At 70.8% G+C, this 20,671-nt stretch carries 16 protein-coding genes; 4 read left to right on the top strand and 12 right to left on the bottom strand.

Annotation, left to right across the window (positions count from 1 at the left end; all coding sequences use genetic code 11):
* Positions 1-9 precede the first annotated feature (9 nt).
* From ETP66_RS08020 to hemE, 5 genes are read right to left on the bottom strand one after another with little or no spacing between them, the layout of a single operon-like run.
* A complete protein-coding gene (locus ETP66_RS08020; RefSeq protein WP_130842116.1) occupies positions 10-2,586 on the bottom strand; it encodes an EAL domain-containing protein in 2,577 nt (858 codons plus the stop codon).
* 38 nt (positions 2,587-2,624) lie between these two features.
* A complete protein-coding gene (locus tag ETP66_RS08025; protein ID WP_130842117.1) occupies positions 2,625-4,862 on the bottom strand; it encodes a diguanylate cyclase in 2,238 nt (745 codons plus the stop codon).
* Between the two features lie 36 nt (positions 4,863-4,898).
* Entirely contained in the window at positions 4,899-6,254 is a 1,356-nt protein-coding gene (gene hemG / locus ETP66_RS08030) for a protoporphyrinogen oxidase (protein WP_130842118.1), read from the bottom strand.
* On the bottom strand, positions 6,242-7,195 hold the full coding sequence (gene hemH, locus ETP66_RS08035) for a ferrochelatase (RefSeq protein ID WP_130842119.1): 954 nt from the start codon (positions 7,193-7,195) through the stop codon (positions 6,242-6,244). Before hemH ends, hemG begins: the two co-directional genes overlap by 13 nt.
* Positions 7,192-8,217 carry a uroporphyrinogen decarboxylase gene (gene hemE / locus ETP66_RS08040; RefSeq protein WP_130842120.1) on the bottom strand — a complete coding sequence of 342 codons (1,026 nt, stop codon included), beginning with the start codon at positions 8,215-8,217 and terminating at the stop codon, positions 7,192-7,194. Before hemE ends, hemH begins: the two co-directional genes overlap by 4 nt.
* Positions 8,218-8,230: 13 nt before the next feature.
* Here hemE and ETP66_RS08045 point away from each other — a divergent pair, with 13 nt between their 5' ends.
* The gene (locus ETP66_RS08045) at positions 8,231-9,139 is read left to right on the top strand and encodes a peptidylprolyl isomerase (RefSeq protein ID WP_130842121.1); all 909 of its coding nucleotides are present in this window, start codon (positions 8,231-8,233) and stop codon (positions 9,137-9,139) included.
* Here the strand turns inward: ETP66_RS08045 and ETP66_RS08050 are convergent.
* Genes ETP66_RS08050 through ETP66_RS08065 form a run of 4 tightly spaced genes read right to left on the bottom strand, consistent with a single transcriptional unit; the run spans position 9,136 to position 12,935 of the window.
* Positions 9,136-9,993: a nitrilase-related carbon-nitrogen hydrolase gene (locus ETP66_RS08050; protein WP_130842122.1), complete on the bottom strand. Its 858-nt coding sequence runs from the start codon at positions 9,991-9,993 to the stop codon at positions 9,136-9,138. The two genes, ETP66_RS08045 and ETP66_RS08050, sit on opposite strands and share 4 nt — an antisense overlap.
* 9 nt (positions 9,994-10,002) lie before the next feature.
* Positions 10,003-10,758 carry a sulfite exporter TauE/SafE family protein gene (locus tag ETP66_RS08055; RefSeq protein WP_130842123.1) on the bottom strand — a complete coding sequence of 252 codons (756 nt, stop codon included), beginning with the start codon at positions 10,756-10,758 and terminating at the stop codon, positions 10,003-10,005.
* A gap of 34 nt (positions 10,759-10,792) precedes the next feature.
* Positions 10,793-11,452, bottom strand: a complete 660-nt coding sequence (locus ETP66_RS08060) for a rhodanese-like domain-containing protein (protein ID WP_130842124.1) — start codon at positions 11,450-11,452, stop codon at positions 10,793-10,795.
* Between the two features lie 46 nt (positions 11,453-11,498).
* Positions 11,499-12,935, bottom strand: coding sequence for an MBL fold metallo-hydrolase (locus ETP66_RS08065; RefSeq protein ID WP_130842125.1), 1,437 nt, complete (start codon positions 12,933-12,935; stop codon positions 11,499-11,501).
* A gap of 169 nt (positions 12,936-13,104) precedes the next feature.
* On the opposite strand from ETP66_RS08065, the gene pdo reads away from it, so the two are divergent.
* The 3 genes from pdo to ETP66_RS08080 are packed head-to-tail and all read left to right on the top strand — an operon-like array spanning position 13,105 to position 14,962.
* Positions 13,105-13,794: a protein disulfide oxidoreductase gene (pdo, locus tag ETP66_RS08070; RefSeq protein ID WP_130842126.1), complete on the top strand. Its 690-nt coding sequence runs from the start codon at positions 13,105-13,107 to the stop codon at positions 13,792-13,794.
* A gap of 2 nt (positions 13,795-13,796) precedes the next feature.
* Positions 13,797-14,171, top strand: a complete 375-nt coding sequence (locus ETP66_RS08075; protein WP_130842127.1) for a rhodanese-like domain-containing protein — start codon at positions 13,797-13,799, stop codon at positions 14,169-14,171.
* Entirely contained in the window at positions 14,171-14,962 is a 792-nt protein-coding gene (locus tag ETP66_RS08080; RefSeq protein ID WP_130842128.1) for a TlpA disulfide reductase family protein, read from the top strand. The genes ETP66_RS08075 and ETP66_RS08080 overlap by 1 nt, the downstream gene beginning before the upstream one ends.
* Here the strand turns inward: ETP66_RS08080 and ETP66_RS08085 are convergent.
* The 3 genes from ETP66_RS08085 to ETP66_RS08095 are packed head-to-tail and all read right to left on the bottom strand — an operon-like array spanning position 14,959 to position 20,579.
* Positions 14,959-16,335: a SpoVR family protein gene (locus ETP66_RS08085; RefSeq protein WP_130842129.1), complete on the bottom strand. Its 1,377-nt coding sequence runs from the start codon at positions 16,333-16,335 to the stop codon at positions 14,959-14,961. The genes ETP66_RS08080 and ETP66_RS08085 overlap by 4 nt on opposite strands.
* 3 nt (positions 16,336-16,338) lie before the next feature.
* Positions 16,339-17,382, bottom strand: coding sequence for a DUF444 family protein (locus ETP66_RS08090; protein ID WP_130842130.1), 1,044 nt, complete (start codon positions 17,380-17,382; stop codon positions 16,339-16,341).
* On the bottom strand, positions 17,379-20,579 hold the full coding sequence (locus ETP66_RS08095; protein ID WP_130842131.1) for a serine/threonine protein kinase: 3,201 nt from the start codon (positions 20,577-20,579) through the stop codon (positions 17,379-17,381). The genes ETP66_RS08090 and ETP66_RS08095 overlap by 4 nt, the downstream gene beginning before the upstream one ends.
* Between the last annotated feature and the right edge of the window lie 92 nt (positions 20,580-20,671).

Raw genomic sequence — 20,671 nt, forward strand, 5'->3', positions numbered from 1 at the left:
TTGCGCGCATTATAAGGGGGCGGGCCTACCCCAGAGGAAGCCCTGCCCCAGGGGGAAGCCGAGCCCCTTGAGGTAGTCCAGGGCGGCCTCGTCCTCGATGCCCTCGGCGACGGCGGTGAGGCCCAGGGCCTGGGCCAGGGCCAAGACGGCGGCCACCAGCCGGGCGGCGGGGCTTTCCGGGTTTGGGGGGCATCCCAGGGCCCGGGTGAAGGCCTGGCCCAGCTTCACCCCATCCACGGCCAGTCCCGCCAGGCGCTCCAGGCTAGAGTAACCCGAGCCGAAGTCGTCCAGAAAGACCCGCACCCCAAGCCCCCGGAGGGCCTGCAGGGTCTGGGTGGCGTCCCGGCCCCGTTCATCGGGGATGAGGGAGGTTTCCGTGACCTCCAGGACCAGGTCCCCCGGGGGGCAGCCGGTGGCCTCCAGGGCTTCCGCCACCCGCTCGGGGTAGCTGGGGTCCAGGAGCTCCACCGGGCTGACGTTCACGTGGACGGGAAGGCCGTGCCGCCCCCTCTCCCCGCAGGCCCGGCGCAGGACCCAGCGGCCCAGCTCGGGCATGAGGCGGTGGCGCTCCGCCAGGGGGATGAACTCCGCAGGGGGGGCGAGCCGCCAGCGGAGGAGGGCCTCCAGGGCCACCTTCTCCCCGCTCTCCAGGTCCACGATGGGCTGGTAGGCCAGCCAGAGCCCATCCCCCCGCACCAGGTCTTCCCGCAGGGCCTCCAGGAGGTCCATCTCCCGGCGCAGGGCCTCCTGCAGGTGGGCCTCGAAGAAGGCCAGGCGGTCCTTCCCCTCCCCCTTGGCCCGGTAGAGGGCCAGGTCGGCCCGCTGCAGGAGGTCCCCGGGGGAGAGGCCGGGCTCGGCCAGGGCGATGCCGATGGAGGTGGAGAGGTGGTAGACCCGGCTTCCCAGGGGAAGGGGCAGGCGCACCACCTCTAAAAGCCGCTCCGCCACCCCCACCGCCTCCTTGGGGTCCTTGAGCCGGGTGAGGAGGACCAGGAACTCGTCCCCCCCCTGGCGGGCCAGGAGGTCCCGGGGGCGGAGGGCGGCCCTCAGCCTCGCCGCCACCACCCGGAGCACCTCGTCCCCGGCGGCGTGGCCGTCCAGGTCGTTGACCAGCTTGAGCCCGTCCAGGTCCAGGTACAAGACGGCAAGGCCCCTGGCCTCCTGCTTGGCCTCTTTCAGGACCTGGGCCAGCTTCTCCAGGAAGAAGAGGCGGTTGGGGAGGCCGGTGAGGGGGTCGTGGTAGGCCAGGTGGCGCATCTGCCCCTCCAACTCCAGCCGCCTCAGGAGGAGGCCGAGCTGGCCCGCGAAGGCCTGGGCCAGCTCCAGGTCCAGGGGGCTGAAGGCGTCCTCCCGCTCGAGGTTGTCCAGGTACAGGAAGGCCTTGCGCTCCCCCGCCAGGTAGACGGGCACGGAGAGGATGGCCCGGATCTCCTGAACCCGCCCCGCCTCCTCCATCACCCGGCGCCTCTCCTCGTCCAGGCGGCGGTTGAAGCGCTCCAGATCCCGCCCGGTGAAGACCTGGGCCTCGGCGTGCCCGGTGAGGGAAAGGGGTTCCTCGGGGTGGAGGCGCACTTGGCGCAGGGCGTGCAGGTCGTACCCCTTGGCGGCCACGAAGTGGTAATGGCCGTCCTCCATGAGGACGGTGACGCTCCCCGCCTGGGCGGCAGGGATGGTGTCCATGGCGGCCTCGAGGATGTGGCCGAAGACGGAGTCGGAAAGGCCCTCGGCCATGAGGATCTCGTAGACCCGCAAGAGGTTCTTGCGGAAGGCGCTCCAACGGGCCTCCCGGCCCCGGGCCTCCTCCCTTTCCGTGACGTCTACCCCCAGGGCCAGGACCTCCAGGGCCTTTCCCCCGGGCCCCGGCACCTCCAGGAGGGCCCACTCCACCGCCCGGCCATCCCGGGTGAAAAGGGCCTGGGGATGGCCCGGGGCCGCCGCGGGCTTGGCCAGAAAGGGGGGAGGGCCCTGGGGGAAGGCCTGGCGGAAGGCGGGGTTGGCGTAGAGGAGGCGGCCCTCCCCGTCCAGGCGGGCCAGGTAAAAGGGGGAGGCCTCCAGGAGGGTTTCCAGCCAGCGCCCCCGCTCCCAGAGCTCCAGGGTACGGGCCAGGACCTCGGCCAGGGTCCGCAAGAAGGCCTCCTCCCCCGGGGCGAAGCCCCGTTCCCGCTCGCAGTCGTCCACCCCTAAAAATCCCCAAAGCCGCCCCTCCACGAAGATGGGCACCACCAGGAGGCTCACGATCTCCTGCGCTTCCAAGAGGGGGCGTTCCTCCTCGGGGAAGGAGGCCACCGGGCCCGCCACCGCCCGCCCCTCCAGGAAGTGGTCCAGCCAGCGCCCGTAGCCCGTTTCCCGCATGGGCAGGCCCTGCAGGGCGGGGTTCTGGATCTGGGGGGTGGTGCCGGGGCCGGACCACTCCGCGAGCTGGGAGGTGTACCAGGTCCCTGCCCGCTCCTCGAGGCGGAAGAGGTAGGCCCGGTGGGCGGCGAGGGCCCGGGCCGCCTGCTCCAGGGCAGGCACCAAGCCCCCAAGGCCCTCCCGCAGCAGGGGGAGGAGGGCCTGGGGCAGTCCGGTGCCGGGTGCGCCGTCCATGGCTAGGCCGGCTCCAGTATAACCCCTGGGGGCACCCGTCAGCCCAATACCGGAAGCCCCTCGGCCTTGGCCCGGTACATCCGGGTGTCCGCGGCGGAGAGGAGGGCGTCCGGGGTCTCCCCGTCCTCGGGGTAGGCGGCCAGGCCGATGTTCACCCCCAGGCAGAGGCCCTCGAAGCAAAGCCCCGCGATGGCCCGAGCGTAGCGGTGGGCGGCGATGAGGGCCCCCGCCTTGGGGGTGTGGGGGAAGAGGGCGGCGAACTCGTCCCCGCCCCAGCGGAAGAGGCGGTCCCCGTTGCGCCTTTCCCTTTCCAGGGCTTCCGCCACCTTCATGAGGGCCAGGTCCCCCACCGTGTGGCCCAGCCGGTCGTTCACCTGCTTGAAACCCCGGAGGTCCAGGATGGCCAGGGACAGGGGGTGGCCGTAGCGCTCCGCCCGGCGGAGCTCCTCCAGGAGCAGGCGCTCGAAGGCCCGGCGGTTCCCGAGGCCCGTGAGGGGGTCGGTGAGGGCCGCCTCCTCCAGGAGCTTGCGGGTACGGCTTTCGTGGAGCAGGGTGGCGAGGGGCGCGGCGAAGAAGCGGGCCGCCTCCAGGGAGTCCTCCCCAAAGGCCCTGGGGTCGTGGAGGTTGTCCAGGTTGAGGTAGGCCAGGACCTCCCCCTTGTAGGGGATGGGCAGGCAGAGGTTGGCCTGGATCTCCCGAACCCGGCCGGCGGTGTCGATGATCTCCGGGGGGGCGCTTCGGTGGCTGATCTCCGCGATGGGCCTTTCCAGGAGGCTCATGATCCGGGGCTCTCCCCGGCGGGCCTGGGCCTCCCCCAGGCCGTACCAGAGGAGCTGGTCTTCCCGGCGGAAGGCCACGGCCTTGAGCCCCTCCAGGTCGTATCCCACCGCTGCCCGGAAGCGGTACTCCCCCTCCTCCAGCGCCACGAGGCTTCCCGCCTCGCTGCCCGGCACCAGGGACACCGCCCTTTGCAAAAGGGGGCCGTAGAGCTCCTCGGGAGGCTTCTCCAAAAGTTCCAGGAAGAGCCGGTTCACCGCTTCGTGGCGCCGCTTTTCCTCTAGGCGCTCGAACCCCAGGCCCAGGGTGCGGGCGGCGAGGAGGAGGAGCTCCCTCTCCCCCCTGCGCCAGGGCCTTTCCTCCCTCCGGCCCAGGACCAGCACCCGGCGGCTCCTGGGGGCCAAGGGGGCGGGGATGGGGTGGGCCACCAGGGTACGCCAGTCCAGGGCTTTTAGGGCAGGTACAGGGGCGGCCTCCTCCGGGTAGCGGGCGGTGAAGACCGGGGTTCCCGTCTCGTAGACCCGCCAGGCCAGGCCCTGGCCGAAGGGGAGGCCCTCCCGAAGCACCTGAAGGAGGCTCTCCTCCCCCACGCCCCGGTGGCCCAAGGGGCGCATCCAGGCCCCCTGGGCCTCCCAGATGACCCCGGCCTCCAGGTCCAGGGCCTCCAGGAGGAGGGCCAGGGCCTTTTCCGCGGCCTCCTCCAGGGTGCGGGCGCTTTGTAGCCTTTGGGAAAGCTCCGCCAGGAGGTGCCGCTCCCTGAGGTCGGCCAGGCGCTCCAGCTCCAGGCCCACCGCCTGGGCCAGCCGGGCCAGGCCTTCCACCTCCTCCGCCAGGAAGGGGCGGCCCCGTTCCAGGTTCAGAACGGCCACCACCTCCCCCCGCTCCTTCAGGGGCAGGGCCAGTTCCGCCAGGGTGGGGAGGCCGGGGGCGGGGATGTACCCGGGCTCCTGGCGCACGTCGGGCACGTGGACCGGCCTCCCCTCGCGGGAGGCCCGGCCCAGCACCCCGGTGCCCGGGACCCAGGCCAGGCTCAAGGGGGTGCTGGCGGCCAGGAGGCGGAAGCCCTCCCCTTCGGGCACCCACACCCCCACGTGCCCCCCCTCCCCCAAGGCGGCCAGGCGCTCGGGGAGTTCTCTCAGCAAGGACTCCCGGCTTCGGGCCTCCGGTAGGGCCTCCAGGGCCCCCGCCAGGAGCCGCTGCCCCTGGGCCAGGGCCTTGGCCCGGCGGTGGGCCCGGCGGAGGCTGCGGCCGATCCCGTCCGCCAGCCAGGCGGAGAGGAGGAGGAGGGCGGCGGCCATGGGGCTGAAGCCGGGGAGGGACAGGAGGACCAGGGTGGAGGTTCCTGCGGCCAGAAGCCCCCAGCCGAGCCCGTGGACGCTGGCGGTGGCGGCGGTGAGGATCATGAACCAGGGGAGGACGTAGGGCTCGTAACCCAGAAGCCCCGCCAGCAGCCCCAGAAGGAGCGCGCCCAAGGCGACCACGGGGTAGGGCAGGACCATGGTTTGGCCCATCCTACCCGGGAACCCTTCCCCTGCCTAGGGGGTGGGGGTAAGGGCCAGGTACCCGAGGGCCCGCTCCGCCGCCCTCCGCCCCGAGCGCACCACCTCGGGGAGGCCCACCCCCTGGAGGTAGTTTCCCGCCAGGAAGAGGCCTGGGGCCTTGAGGAGGGTCATCTCCAGGCGGTCCATGCGCTCCAGGTGGCCCACCCGGTAGGCGGGCATCCCCTCGGGGAAGCGGAAGGCAAAGGTGCGCGCGGGCCGCACCTCCCTGCCCAGGAAGCGGCGGAGGTCCTCCAGGGCCACCCGGGCCAGCTCGGCCTCGGAAAGCCGGGCCGCCTCCCCGGAGAAGTAGCCCCGCACCAAGGACCATCCCTCCGGGGCCCTTCCCGGCCACTTCCGGTGGGTCCAGGTGAAGCCCCGGACCCGGTAGCCCTCCCCCTTGGCGATCAGCAAGCCATGCCCCCCCACGGGGAGGTCCTCGGGGAAGGCCAGGCTCACCGTGGCCGCGGGGGTGTGGGGGATGCCCTTGAGGAGGGCGGTGGCCTCCGGGAGGAAGGGCCGGAGGAGGGCCGCCGCCTGGGGGGCGGGGGTGGCCAGGACCACCGCCTCCGCCTCCAGGACGCCCCTGGGGGTGTGCAGGCGGTAGCCCCCCTTCCCGGCCTCCAGGCCCAGGGCCGGGGTGGCGAGGAGGATCCTTTCCCCGAGGGCCTCGGCCAGCCTGCGGGTGAGGGCCGCCAAGCCCTCTTGGAAGGAGAAGAAGAGGCTCCCCCCTTCCCGGCTTCCCCGGGCCTTCCGGGCCCGCAAGGCCCCCAGGAGGAGGCTACGGTGCCTGCGCTCCAGCTCCAGGAGCTGGGGGAAGGCCGCCCGCATGGAAAGCTCCTCGGGCTCTCCCCCGTAGATCCCCCCGGCCAGGGGGGCCACCAGGGCCTCGTAGACCTCACGCCCGAGCCGCCTCGTCACAAACGCCCAAAGGCTCTCGTCCTCCTTGCCGCCCCGGGGCAGGAGGAGGTCGTAAAGGGCCCGGAGCTTGCCGGGGAGGGAGAGGAGGGAGGTGCGGGCGAGGCCCCTGAGGTCCCCGGGGACGATCTGCAGAAGGCCTTCGGGCAGGGGATGGGCCTTGCCCCGGCGCAGGATGTAGGCCGCGGGCCTGGCGGGAAGGGTGCCGATGGGGGTTAGGCCGAGGCGCTCCCCTAGCTCCAGCACCTCCTTCTTGTAGCGGACGCTGGCGTCCGGCCCTCCCTCCACCAAGAGGCCCTCCCCGCGGTGGGTGAAGACCTTCCCTCCCAGCCTGGGGGCGGCCTCCAGGAGGAGGAAGTCCACCCCGGCTTCCTTGAGGGCCAGGGCGGCGGCCAGCCCCGCCCAGCCCCCGCCCACCACGGCTACCTGAGCCACGCGGCCTCCACCAGCTCCTTGAGCACCTGGATGTAGTCGGGATCGGCGTTGAGGCTTCTAGCCCGGAGGAGCCGCAGCCCCACCTCCCTTGCGGTGGCCTGGGCCTCCAGGTCCAGGTCGTAGTAGACCTCCAGGTGGTCCGCGGGGAAGCCCACCGCCTGGACCACCACCTCCTCAAAGCCCCCCTCCCTCAGGGCCCTGAGGTGCTCGTTGATGTCGGGGCCCAGCCAGGGCTCAGGGGTGCGCCCCGCCGACTGGTAGGCCACGGAGTAGCGGGGGAGGGAGAGCCTCCTGGCGATGAGCTCCGCCGTCCTTTCCACCTGGTGCGGGTAGGGGTCCCCCCGCTCCACGGCGGAGACGGGGATGGAGTGGGCGGTGAAGACGTAGGCCGCCTTTGCGGGGTCCTTGAGCCGCCAGATGGCCTCCTCCAGGCGGCGGGCCAGGGCGGCGATGAGCCCGGGGTGGGCCTCGTAGCTCTCCACCCAGGCGAAGTCGATGGGCTCGGGGAGGGCCTTGAGGGCGGCCTCCACCTTCTCCCGGTACTCGGCCACGCTCCGCAAGGAGTAGTGGGGGGCGGCCACGATGGCCACCGCCCGCCTGACCCCGTCCTCGTGCATGGCGGCCACCGCCTCCCCGACGGTGGGGTGCCAGTGCTTGGTGCCCACGTAGACCCGGGCCGGACCCTGGGGGGCGCGGGGGGGGAAGGGGCCCAGGAGGCGCCTGGGGTAGGGGGGGGCCTCCAGGTTCAGGAGGGCCTGGAGCCTTATGGCCTGGGCCAGGGTGATCTCGTTGAGGGGGCTTTTGCCGATGGCGGCGTAGCGCTCGGAAAGCTCGTGCAAAAGGTCCTCCGGGGGGCGCTTGCCCCGGCGGATGTCCGTGTAGTAGGGCTCGATCTCCTCGGGGGCGTAGGGGGTTCCGTAGGCCATCAAGAGGACGTTCATGCCGCAACCTCCTTCACGAGTTCTACCACGTAGCGCACGCTTGCCACCGGGGTGCCGGGCAGGATCCCGTGGCCCAGGTTGAAGATGTGCCCAGGGCGGCCGGCGTTCTCCTCCAGGATCCGGGCCACCTCCCGCCGGATCACCTCCTGGGGGGCGAAGAGGACCGCGGGGTCCAGGTTGCCCTGCACCGGGGTCCTCCCCAGGAGGTCCCGGGCCCAGGGGAGGGGGGTGTGGGGGTCCAGGCCCATCACGTCGCCCCCCGCCTCCTTCATGTCCTCGAGGAGCCCCATGGTCCCCACCCCGAAGTGGACCACGGGCACCCCCAGGGGCCTGAGTTCCTGGAAGAGCCTGGCCATGTGGGGCTTCACGTAGCGGCGGTAGTCGGCAGGGGATAGGGCCCCCACCCAGGAGTCGAAAACCTGGAGGAGGTCGGCCCCCGCCTCCACCTGGGCCCGCAGGTAGCGGGCCATGGCCTCGGCCAGCTGCCCCATGAGCCGGTGCCAAAGGGCCTCCTCCCGGTACATGAAGGCCTTCACCTCCTTGAAGTGGCGGCTGGGCCCCCCCTCGATGAGGTAGCTCGCCAGGGTGAAGGGGGCCCCGGCGAAGCCGATGAGGGGGACGGGAAGCTCCCGCTTCAGGAGGCGGATGGCCTCCAGGACGAAGGGCACCGCCTCCTCGGGCACGAGGGGCCTTAGGGCTTCCACCCCCTTCTCGTCCCGGATGGGGCGGTGGATCACCGGACCCCTCCCTTCCACCAGGGAAAGGTCCACCCCCATGCCGTAAAGGGGGGTGGTGATGTCGGCGAAGAGGATGGCCGCGTCCACGCCCAGCTGCCGCACGGGGAGGAGGGTGACCTCGGCGCAGACCTCGGGGTTCTGCACGATCTCGGGGAGGGTGTAGCGGCGGCGGATCTCCTGGTACTCCTTCTGGTAGCGGCCCGCCTGGCGCATGAACCAGACGGGGGGCCTGGGGGTGGGCTCCCCCCGGGCCGCCTTGAGGATGAGGTCCCTCACGCCCCCCATGCTAGCATGGGGCATGCGTGCCCTTTTTCTGGCCCTGGCCCTGGGTCTCGCCCTCGCCCAGGAGGACCCCGTGGTGGCCCAGGTGGGGCCCGAAACCCTCACCAAGAGCCAGTTTGAGCTCCGCTTCGGCCTCTTCGCCAAGAGCGCCCTCCGCCAGCTCGGCCTTCCCGACACCGAGGAGACCCGGGAGCTCCTCCAGGGGTACCGCCCCGCCTACCTGGAGGCCCTGGCGGAGGAACGGGCCCTCCTCCTCCTCGCCCGGGCCAGGGGGTTCTGGCCCGCCCCCGAGAGGGTGGCGGCCGGGGTTGCCCGGCTCCAGGAGGCCTTTCCCACGGAGGAGGCCCTCCTCCAGGCCCTCCGGGAGGCCGGGGTGCCGGGCCTCGAGGCCTACCGCGCCCTCCTCGCGGAGGCCCTGGCCCTGGAGGCCCTGGAGGGGCACTACCGCTCCCGGCTCCAGGCCTCCCCCGCGGCCCTGAGGGCCCTATGGCTCCTCTCCCCCGAGTTCCGCCACCCGGCCCTCTACTGCGCCCGGCACATCCTCCTCCCCACCTTGGAGGCGGCCCAGGAGGCCCGGGCCCGCCTGGAGGGGGGCGAGGCCTTCGCCCAGATGGCCCGGGAGCTATCCCAAGACCCCGGGTCCAAGGAGGCGGGGGGCGACCTGGGCTGCGCCCCCGAGGGGACCTACATCCCCCCCTTCGAGCGGGCCCTCCTGGCCCTGAAGCCGGGGGAGGTGTCCGGGCCGGTGGAGAGCCGGTTCGGCTTCCACCTCATCCTCCTGGAGCGGGTGGTGCCCCCGGGCCGTTACCCCCTGGAGGGGGTGGAGGAGGCCCTGAAGGCCCAGGTGGAGGCCCTGGCCTGGGCCAAGCTGGTCCGGGCCCTTATCCGGCCCTACCCCATAAGGCTCTTTCCCGAGCGCCTCTAGGCCCAGGGCGGGGCGTAGAGCAGGGCCTCGTCCCCCAGGGGGGCCCGGGCCAGGAGGAGGGCCTCCCCGGGGCCGTAGATCCCGCTTCGCCCCTCGAAGGCCAGGCCCAGGATCCGCCCGTTCAGCATGGGGTTGAGGAGGAGCCGGAGGTTTTCCCGGCCCAAAAGCCTTTCCCGGGCCGAGGCCAGCCAGACCTCCCCCTCCTTCCGGCTCGGGTCCCAGGGCCAGGGCCGGTCCCAGGGGGCGGGGTTGGCGGAGGGCTGGAGGAGGATTTGGGCTCCCCAGGCGTCCACCCGGTCCAGGTGCCGTTCAAAGAACCCATCCAGGCAGATCAGGATCCCCACCTTCCCCGCCCGGGTCTCCACCAGGTGGGGGCCGAAGCTTCCCCGCCGGAGCCAGCGCTCCGGCGGGGTCAGCTCCATCTTGGGCACCTGGGCCAGGAGGCGGCCTTCCGGGTTGAAGAAGAGGGCCAGGTTCTGGAAAAGGGGGGTGCGGGCGAAGCGCCCCCGGGCCAGCTCCTCCTCGTAGGGGGGGGAGAGGAGGGTGCCCGCCAGGAGGTAGGTGCCGAAGGCCCTGGCGGCCTCGGCCATGGCCTCCCGGAACACCCCGTAGGCCTGCCGGGCCCGCCGCCAGGGGGAGAGGGGGTCCCGCAGGAGCTCCCGGGGGTGGAACTCCCCCTCCAGGTGGAGGAGGAGGGGGAGGCCGAAGAGCTCGGGAAGGGCGGCGAGGCGGGGCGGAGGGGTGCCCGCGAGGGGCTCGAGGAGGGCGAAGACCCGCTCCCGGAAGGCCTTCCCCGAGCGGTAGTGCTCGGGCCGGACCTCGGCCTGGAGGGCGAGGAGGGTGCGGAAGGGCACCCCTAGAGTCTAGCCCGCCAGGCTCTGCACCGCCACGAAGACCCCCATGACCACCAGGAAGAGGGCGAAGCCCCGCTTCAGGCTCCCCTGGGGCAGGCGCACCGCCAGCCTCCCCCCCAGGAGGCTCCCCAGGGTCCCCACCAGGACGAAGAGGCCCGCCACGGTGTAGTCCACCGCCAGGCCCTCCGCGGGCAGGAGCTGCAGGTACTTGTAGAACCCGGCGAAGGACTTGAGGGCGATGACGAAGAGGCTGGTGCCGATGGCCAGGTGGATGGGGAGCCCCCCCAGGAGGACCAGGGCGGGGACGATCAGAAACCCCCCGCCCACCCCCACGAACCCCGTGAGGGCCCCCACGGAGATCCCGTCCAGGACGATCTTCCACGCCTTGCGCCCCCCCGGGCCCCCGGGGCGGAGGGGGGCGGGCCGGGCCATGAGGTAGGCCGCCAGGAGCATCACCAGGGCAAAGGCCAGGAGCTGCACCTCCCCCGTCACGAAGCGGGAGAGCCAGGCGCCGAGGTAGGTCCCCGCCATCCCCGGCAGGCCGAAGAGGAGGACGCTCCGCCCGTCCACCAGCCCCCGGAGGGCGTAGGGCACCCCTCCCAGGAGGGCGATGCTCCCCACGATGAGGAGGCTTTCCGCGATGGCCTGCTTGGGGGGTTCCCCCAGGAGGTAGACCAGGACGGGCACGGTGAGGATGGACCCCCCCGAGCCCAAAAGGCCCAGGGAGAGGCCGACGAGGAGGGCGCCCAGGAGGGCCAGGGTCACGCCGCCGCTCCCTTCCCGCCCGCGGCTTGGGGCGTCACCGCTCCACGGGAAGCCCCGCCCCCAGCCAGGCGTAGGTGCCCCCCTCCAGGTTGTAGACCCGCTCCCCGGGGAAGCCCTGGCTCACCAGGAAGTCCGCGGCCACCCCGGAGCGGTTCCCCGAGTTGCACACCAGGAGGATGGGCCGGTCCTTGGGGAGCTCCGCGAGGCGGGCGGGCAGGGTGGAAAGGGGAATGTTCACCGCCCCGGGCACGTGCCCCTCCCCGTACTCCCAGGGCTCCCGCACGTCCACCACGAAGGCTTCCTCCAGGAGCCGCCTCGCCTCGAGGGGCCCCACCTCCTGGAAGGGGGCGGCCCCGTAGCCTGCCTCCACCGGGGCGGTGTCCACGGGGAGGCCCGAGCGGTACCAGCGGACGATCCCCCCGTCCAGGTTGTAGACGTTCCCGTAGCCCTGGGCGGCAAGCCAGGCCGCCGCCTGCCAGGAGCGGTTCCCTGTGCGGCAGTAGAGGACCACGGGCCGGTCTTTGGGGATCTCCCCGTAGCGGGCGGCGAACTCGGAGAGGGGGATGAGCTGGGCCTGCGGGATCCGGGCCTGGGCGTACTCCTCCACCTCCCGCACGTCCACGAAGGCCGCCCCCTGGTCGTAAAGCCTCTTGGCCTCTTCGGGCGTGAGGTCCTTCACCTGGGTCTCGTACACGGGTGCCTCCTGCTGGGGGCGGGACCGGGGGCCCCGCCCCTCGGGCCTAGGCGCTGACCAGCTCCTCCCCCTTGGCCACGGGGAAGCCCTCCTGCCCCCAGGCCCGGATCCCCCCCGTGAGGTTCAGGGCGTTCCGGAAGCCGTGGGCCAGGAGGGCGCTGATGGCGGTGCTGGACCGGTCCCCGCCCACGCAGTGGACGATCAGGGGCTTGTCCTTGGGAAGCCTGTTCAGGTGGGCCAGCACCCGCCCGGCGTGGATGTTCAGGGCCCCGGGGATGTGCCCCGCCAGGTATTCGTCCCGGCCCCGCACGTCCAGGACCACGGCCTCCCCCCGTTCCCAGAGGGCCTTGGCCTCCCGGGCGGTGATCTGGGGGACGGTCTCCAGCTCCCCCTCCGCGTACCCCTGGAGGCCCGGGATGTACCCCACCACCTCGTCCAGGCCGATGCGGATCAGGGCCCGGGAGAGGCCCTCCACCTCCGCGGGGTGGGCCAGGAGGACGAGGGGCCGGTCGTAGGGGAGGAGCCACCCCGCCCAGGTGGCGAAGTTCTTGCCCGCGGGGATGTTGATGCTCCCCGGCAGGTGGCCCCCGGCGAAGGCGAACTTGTCCCGGGTGTCCACCAGGATGGCCCCCTCCCGCAGGTACCGGTCGAACTGGGCCTTGGTGAGGCGGCCCGGGTGGGGGATACCCCCCAGGAGGGGCATGCCGTCCCGGTTCAGCCGCTTCATCTCCTTGAAGTAGGTGGGGGCCTCGGGCTGGCCCTGGAGGAGGGCCCGCACAAACCCTTCCTCGTCGTCCCGCTCCAGGTACTCCGCCCACCAGGCGTGGCGGCGCTCGTAGCCCACGGTGGTGGCGGGGAGGGCTCCCAGGGCCTTGCCGCAGGCGCTTCCCGCCCCGTGGCCGGGCCAGACCTGGACGTGGTCGGGAAGGGTGAGGAACTTCTCCTTGAGGCTTTGGAACATGCGCCGGGCCCCGGGCACCGCCGTGCCCCTGATCCCCGCGGCCTCCTCCAGGAGGTCCGGGCGGCCCACGTCCCCCACGAAGACGAAGTCCCCGGTGAGGAAGAGGAGGGGCTCGTCGGCCACCGCCCCGTCGGCCACCAGGAAGGAGAGGTGCTCGGGGGTGTGGCCGGGGGTGTGCACCGCCTTGACCCGGATGTTCCCCACCCTAAACTCGTCCCCGTCCTCGAGGAGGACGTGGGGGAAGCCCTCCAGGCCCCGGTACTTCCAGTGCTCGTCCCCCTCGTCGGAGAGGTAGAGGGTGGCCCCCGTGGCCCGGGCCAGCTCCCTCGCCCCCGAGAGGTAGTCCGCGTGGATGTGGGTCTCGGCCACGGCGGCGATCCGGAGGCCCAGGGATTCGGCCAGCTCCAGGTAGGTGTCCACTTCCCGCTTGGGGTCCACCACCAGGGCCTCCCCGGTGGCGGCGCAGCCCAGGAGGTAGCTCATCTGGGCCAGCCCGTCCTCGTAGATCTGCCGGAAGATCATGGCTTCACCTCCAGGATGGGACGGATGTCCCTCACGCTGCCAGGATACCCTACGGGGGTACATTTGTCAACCGCCCGGGAGATAGTGAAGCCTTGCTCTATGCGCAAGGGGGAGGATCTGCTATAGTCGTTGAAGGATGTACCCCTACGGGGGTATCCAGGAGGAAGGAATGGCGCTACTGGGACCGAAGGAGCAGGAGATCGTGCGCGAGCGGCTTGCCCGCCTGGAGCGGGACGTGGAGCTGGTCCTCTTCACCGACACCTCCACCCTCATCGCCCCGGGCAAGGAGCCCTGCCTGTACTGCAAGGAGACCAAGCAGCTTTTGGAGGAGGTTTCCGCCCTTTCCGACAGGCTTCACCTGGTGGTCCACGACCTGGCCACCCCCGAGGGGCGGGAGAGGGCCAGGGAGTACCGGGTGGAGGCGGCCCCCACCCTGATCCTGCGGGAGAAGGGCTCGGAGGCCATCAACCTCCGCTACCGGGGGATCCCCGCGGGGTACGAGTTCGCAAGCCTCCTGGAGGACCTGGAGATGCTGGGCAAGGAGGGCCACGGCCTCCCCGAGGGGGTGGTGCAGGAACTCAACAGCCTTCCCGAGGAGGTGGTCCTCCAGGTTTTCGTCACCCCCACCTGCCCCTACTGCCCCCAGGCGGTGCGCACCGCCCACCGCCTGGCCTACGCCTCCCCCAAGGTCTTTGGGGAGATGGTGGAGGCCAACGAGTTCCCCGAGCTCTCCAGCCGCTACGGCATCCACGGGGTGCCAGACACCGTCGTGAACGGGGGCAAGGAGCGGATCCTGGGGGCCCAGCCCCTCTCCCAGTTCCTCCAGGCCATCCGCAAGGCGGTGGGGGTCAAGGCCTAGCCGTGGCCCGCCTGGCCCTACTGGCCCTCCTGACCTTAGGGCTCCTCGCCGCCTGCGGGCCCAAGGGCGGCTACCGGGACGTGGGCCCGGAGGAGCTCTACCGGGCGGTGGGCTCGGAGGCCCTCATCGTGGACGTGCGCACCCCCCAGGAGTTCTTCGCGGGCCACGTGCCCGGGGCGGTGAACTACCCCTTGGAGGGCATCGCCACCTGGGCCGACCGCCTCCCCAAGGACCGCCCCGTCTACGTCTACTGCCGCAGCGGCAACCGCAGCCGCCAGGCGGTGGAGTACCTGGCCCGCAGGGGCTACACCAACCTGTACCACGTGCAGGGCGGGGTGCTGGCCATCGAGGGGGTGGGGTACCCCTTGGTGCGCTGATGGACGGCCTCCAGCTTGGCCCCCTGGTCGTCCCCTGGGCCCGGGCCCAGGCTTTCCTGGCCCTCCTGGCCTTGGTCCTGGCCGCCGAGGTCCTGGCCCGCAGGGTGGACCGCAGGCTCGCCCTCTGGGCCTACAACGCCATCCTGGTGGGCCTCGTGGGGGGCAGGCTGGGGTTTGTGCTGGAACACTGGCCCATTTACGCCCGAGACCCCCTCTCGGCCCTCTACGTGTGGCAGGGGGGGTTCCACCCCCTATGGGGTATCCTGGCAGGAGGAGGGTACACGCTCATGACCCTGCCCAAGCACCTCTGGCGCTACGCCTTCTTCTCCGCCCTGGCGGCGGGCCTCGTGGCCGGTCTCCTCCTCACCCGCACCGGGGGAGGGGAGGAGGTGCGCCTCCCCGCCCTACCCCTCACCACCCTCGAGGGGCAGGCGGTGAACCTGCGGGACTTCCAGGGAAAGCCCGTGGTTCTCAACGCCTGGGCCACCTGGTGCCCTCCCTGCCGCCGGGAGCTGCCCATGATGATGCGCCTGGACCGGGAGCACCCCGAGGTCCACTTCCTCTTCGTGAGCCAGGGGGAGGGCCCCCTGGTGGTGCGCCGCTACCTGGAGGAGGCGGGCCTCGAGGCCCCCTGGGTCCTCCTGGACCCCGAGACCCGCCTCTCCCAGGCCCTGGGCCTCCAGGGGCTGCCCACCACCCTCTTCTTCGACCGGGAGGGGCGGCTCGTGGCCCGGCACCTGGGGGAGATCTCGGAGGCGGTGCTCCTCGGGTACCTGCGGGTCCTGCGCTAGGCCCCGGCGGAGAGCAGGGCCTCCTTGCCCCCCACCACCGTCTTCAGGTGGACGGGACGCCCCCAGAGGCGGTGCAGGTTCTCCAGCACCGCCTTGGCCTTCTTCAGGTCCAGCTCCATCCCCTCGTAGGCGTGCTCCAGGAAGAGCTCCCCCCGGTTGGCGTAGTTGGCGTCCCGAAGCTCCACGATGGGGTAGCCCGCGTTGGTCAGGCGGAAGAGGAGGGTCCGCTTGGCCTCGGCGAAGCGGGGAAGCTCCTCGGGGGCCACCAGATTCCGCCTCAGGGCGAACTCTGGGGTTAAGAACTCCTCCAGGAAGGAGAGGTCGGTGTGAACGATGCGCACCTGGAAGAGCTTCTTCAGGCCCTCGCCCACGGGCCTCTCGTAGCGCAGCTTTTCCCCCAGGGGCAGGGCCTCGTACTCAGGGCCGAACCGCCCCTTGTCCCAGCGCTCTTCCACCTCCTTGAGGAGGAGGTAGCCCAGCCGGTAGGGGTTGAGGCCCGGGGAGGCGAGGAGCCCCGCCTGCAGCTCGGCGAACTCCACCGCCTCCTCCGGGGAGAGGAGGGGGAGGAGGAGCCGGGTGTGCCAGTAGGTGGCCCAGCCCTCGTTGAGGATCTTGGTGGCCGCCTGGGGCACGTAGTAGAGGCTTTCCTCCCGGACGATCTCCAAGATCCCCTTCTGCCAGGGGGCCAGGGGGGCGTGCTGGGCCAAAAAGCCCAGGACGTCCCGGGTGGGCTTAGGGGGGAGGGGCCTGGGCCTCGCTCCCTCCTCCGCCTCCTTGGGGGGCTCGGGGGGCGGGTTCACGTAAGGGTCCAGGTAAGGGCGCACCCGGAGGCGTTCCCGGGGCCTTTCCTCCTCTTCTGCCTCCTGGGGTCTTTGGATGTAGGGGGCGTGGGGGTCGATGAGGTTCTCCAGGGAGAGGGCCATGTCCAAGAACTCCTCCACGCTCCTGGCCCCGTGCCGCTCCATGGCCTTTTTCACGTAGGCGGCGTGGTGGCCCATCTCGTCCAGCATGTCCTTGGGGATGGGCCGGAAGGCCAGGTTGTTCTGGAAGAAGTCCGCGTGGGCGTAGACGTGGGCCATGACCAGCTTCTGGGCCAGGAGGGTGTTGCCCCGCAGGAGGTAGGCGTGCACGGGGTGGGTGTTCACCACCAGCTCGTAGATGCGCCCTAGGCCGTAGCGGTAGGTTTCCCGGTAGCGCAGGTACTCGCTGCCCCACCGCCAGTGGGGATAGCGATGGGGAAAGCCCCCGTAGGCGGCCAGCATGGCCATCTCCTCCGGGCCTACCTCCTCGAAGAGCACGGGGGGGAAGGAAAGCCCTGCCGCCAGCGCCCGCTCCCTAAGTTTTTCCGCCCAGGACCGCAGTTCCTCCCGCACGGCCTAGCCTCCCAGAAGCCGCCTCAGGGCCAGCGGCAGGTCCTCCTTGCCCCGCACCTCGGCGGTGGCCAGACCCTCCTGCCTTCCCAATTCCTCCTGTACCTCCTCCAGGAACCTCCCCTGGCCGTAGGGTCCCTGCACCTGGGCGTAGCCGTAAAGGGCCAGGCCCGGGAGGAGGCGCCTCAGGGCCTCCAGGGCCAAGGGGGTGTCCCCCTGCCAGTTCTCCCCGTCGGAGAAGTGGTAGAGGTAGCGGTTGTAGAAGGCCTCGGGGTAGCCCTTAAGGATCTCCTCCGCCAGGAGGAGGGCGCTGGAAAGCCTTGTCCCCCCGCCCTCCCGGGCCCGGAAGAACTCCTCCTCGCTCACCTCCCAGGCCTCGGCGTCGTGGAGGAGGTAGCGCCGTTCCAGCCGGGGGAAGTGGCGCCGGATCCAGAGGGTGATCCAGAAGGAGAGGGTCTTGACCAACCTGAGCTCCTCCTCCCGCATGCTGCCGGAAACGTCCAGGGCAAAGAGGACCACCGCCTGGGCGTGGGGGCGGGGCCTGCTCCTCGGGGCCTTGTAGCGGAGGTCCTCCCGCTCGGGGACCAGGAGGGGGTCTTCGGGCCGGTACTCCCCCGTGAGCAGGGAGCGCTTCAGGCTTTCCTTCAGGGTGCGGCGCACGTGGCGCAGGCCCCTGGGGCCTTTCCGGGCGATGGTGGTGTGGCGGAAGGCCTCCTCCGTCACCTCCCCCTCCCCCTTGGGCCTTAGCCGGGGAAGCCGCAGGGCCTCCCCCACGAGGTCCAAGAACTCCTCCAGCTCCAGCTCGGCCACGGGCACGTGGCCCCCCGGTCCCAGGCCCTCGGACCCCGCTCCCCCCAGGCCCAGGCCCTCCCCCCAGGGCTCCCCGTAGACGATCTTGGGGAGCTCCAGCTGGGGGAGGGGGATGGAGACCAGGCGGCCTTCCATCTGCCCAAAGAGCTCCTCCCGGGTCAGGAACTCCCGCACCCGCTTCCTCACCTCGCCTCGGACGATCTCCTTGAAGCGCAGGAGGTCGCGCTCGATGGGCCTCATCGCTCGCTCCGGGCGAAGAGGGAGGCGGCGAACTCCAAGACCCCGGCGGCGCAGTGCTCGCAGTAGCCGTGGTCGCGGATGAGGCGGGCCTTGACCACGTCGATCTTGGCCTGGGTTTCCGGGTCCACCACCCCCGAGACCAGGGCGGAAAGCCGGATGGTGTCCTTCTGGTCCTCGAAGAGCTTGAGCTCCAGGGCCCGGCGCAGCCTTTCGTTGTCCTTGTAGGTGAACTGCCTCCCCTCCAGGGCCAGGGCCCCGATGTAGTTCATGATCTCCCGGCGGAAGTCGTCCTTGCGGGACTCGGGGATCTCGATGCGCTCCTCCACGGAGCGCATGAGGCGCTCGTTGGGGGGCTCGGGGCTCCCGGTGTAGGGGTTTTTCACCTTCTCCCCCAGGACGTAGGCCTTCACGTGGTCGATGTAGTTGTGGAAGAGGCGGTTTAAGGCCTCCTCGTCGGCGGCGATGGCCCGCTGCACCTCGTTTTTTACGATCTCCGCGTACTCGGCCTTCACCTCCTGGAGGAGGGCCCGGTAGCGCTCCTTGGTCTTCTCGTCGGAGATGAGGGAGTGGTGTTTGAGGCCCTCCTCCAGCTCGTTCATCACCATGAAGGGGTTGACGCAGGGCTCCTCGGAGGTGACGAGGACGTTGCTGATCTTGTCCTGGATGTAGCGGGGGCTGATCCCCTCCAGGCCCTCCCGCCTGGCCTCGGCCATGAGCTCCCGCACCGCCTCCTCCGTCCAGCCCGGGAGGAGCTTCCCGTCGTAGAGCTTGAGCTTTTGCATCAAGGTGAGCCCCGCCCGCTTGGGGGGCTCGAGCCGGGTGAGCACCGCCCAGGTGGCGGCCATCTCCAGGGTGTGGGGGGCGATGTGCTTGGCCCGCACCTTGGCGAAGTCCCGCTGGTAGATCCTCACCTCGTCGGAGACCCTCAGGATGTAGGGGACGTCGATCTTGATGGTGCGGTCCCGGAGGGCCTCCATGTACTCGTTGGCCTGGAGCTTGCGGTATTCAGGTTCGTTGGTGTTGTGGCACACAACGTTTCCGATGCCACAGACAAAGTTGTGTAGGCCCTCGCATTCGATGTCGTAGACCCACTCCGCAAAGGCCTGCCTGGTGTGCACTCGGGCCTGGAAGCGGCGGTGGCGTCCCCCGCGCTTGCCATCCCCCGAAACAAACCGGATCCGGTAGGCCGGAAGCCGACCGGGCCGCTCCTGTCGGTAGACGCTGTAGTCGTAACCCAGCAGCGTCGCCAGGGTGCCGACCTGGGCGGCCAGCATGGGCGAGATGGTCTTGAACTCAAAGAAGCGGGAACGGTAATCGGCGGATGCGGTCCGGTCGAGCTCTGCGGAGAGCTTACGGGAGCCGTCGGTGCGCAGCAGTTCGTCAAAGGCGTGTTCGAGAAGCGGCCTCGGCAGCCGGAAGAGGAAGTCCGGGAGCCTCTTCGAGGCGGCGCGTTCGCCGCAGTGATGGCGCGCCAGTACGGCGATGGCCTGCGAGCCAAGGTAGAGCCGCCATGCCAAATCGGTCTTGGCGCCGGCATCGATGTAGCCTTGTGCGCTTGTGATGCGAGCGTAAGCCCTGCGGACCCGTTCCAGCTCGTTCCGGTCCGCATGGCTGATCACGACGCCGCCGTTTTTGCCGTTCACGTGGCCCTCGGTGGCGTACCAGATGAGGACGGTGAGGAGGTCTTTGAGGGCGCTCTCGTCCTGAACCGGGTGGTAAACCGCGCGGATCTCTGTTGCGTGCCGTGGAAGGGCGAGCCTTGCCCACCCGGGACGGGCAGGGCGCGTCAGGGGTCCGCTGCCTGCCAGGGCGCGAATGTCTTCCCGGATGAAGCCGTCAACACCTTCCGCGACGTCCACAAGGGCCTTTTCATCCTGCAAGACGAGGTCCGCGTCGATTCGGCGCACAGCTGCTATCTCGCGCCGCTCCTCCGGGTAAAAAGTCCGCCCGCTGCGGTCGTAGAGGGAGTGGTTGGGGGTCGTTTCCACCACGCCCCACTTCTGGGAAGTGGTGAGCATCTCGCCCGTAAACCGGTGCCGGAAGATCGAGCGCACTGGGGTCCAGCGCGTCTTATCCGACGAGAAGTCGTGCGCGAGCACTTCGAGTCCCGTGGGGTCGTGGCCGAACCTTTCCCAAAGGCCTTGGACGGTCGTCCAGCCGGGGATGCCCTGGTAGCGGTACAGGATTGGCGTGTCTCCGGAAACGCTGTGCCCCAGGATGATCTCGTCGATGTCCGTCTGGGCGAACTTCTTGGACTTGATCTTGTGCTCCTGGCTGGCGGTGAGGAGGTCGTAGAGGAAGGCCACGTCCAGCTTGAGGATCTCGATGAACTCCACCAGGCCCCGGTTGGCGATGTTGAGCTCCCCGTCGAAGTTGAAGGCCCGGGGGTCGGAGTCGGAGCCGTAGATGGCCACCTTGCGGTAGTTGATGTCCCCGGTGAGCTCGGTGGCGTCCTGGTTCTTCTCGTCCTTGGGCTGGAAGGTGCCGATGCCCAGGCGGTCCTTTTCCGAGAGGACCAGGCGCTGCACCACGATCTCCTTCTCCAGCACGGCGGCCAGGTCCCCCCCGTGCCGGGCCAAGGCCTCCCGCATCTGGAAGCGGCACACGGGGCAGAGGTCCCCCTCCACCTCCAGGGGGTAGGGGTAGCCCGGGTGGAGGGCCTTGAGCTCGGCCAGGAACTCCTCCCGGATCTCCTTGGGCAGCAGGTGCAGGGGCTCCTCGTGCATGGGGCAGGGCAGGGGGCCTTCGGGGGTCTTCCAGTAGAAGGTGAAAAGTTTTCCCTCCTCCGTGCGGCTGTAGGCCTCCAGGCCCTTCTTCAGCAGGCGGGCGATGGTGCTCTTGGCCGAGCCCACGGGCCCGTGGAGGAGGAGGATGCGCCTTTCCGGCCCCAGGCGGTGGGCCGCGGCCTTCAGGGTGGCCACCAGGCGCATGAGGGGCTTGTCCAGGCCGAAGACCGCGTCCTTGCCCCCCTCGAAGGGGTCATCGAAGAAGCGATAGTGGAGGAGCTTCTCCCGGAACAGGGTGTACTCCTCCACCCCGTGGGAGAGGATCATGTCGTGGACCCGCTGGAAGCTGGTCCTGAGGGGCCTGGGGTCCCGCTTCAGCAAGGCGAGGTACTCCCCGAAGGGGCCCTCCCAGCTCAGGGCCCGATAGGCCTCGAGGTCTTGGCGGCGACGTATGCGCTCCAGCTCGTTCATGGATGCCCTCCTCCATACCGCGTGGCGGACGGTTTTGATAGCTTCATCCCTATTGTACCAGGTTTGGGGCGGGGAGTGTGGGCCCGCCCCTT

This window comes from Thermus thermamylovorans (assembly GCF_004307015.1).
GTDB lineage: Bacteria > Deinococcota > Deinococci > Deinococcales > Thermaceae > Thermus > Thermus thermamylovorans.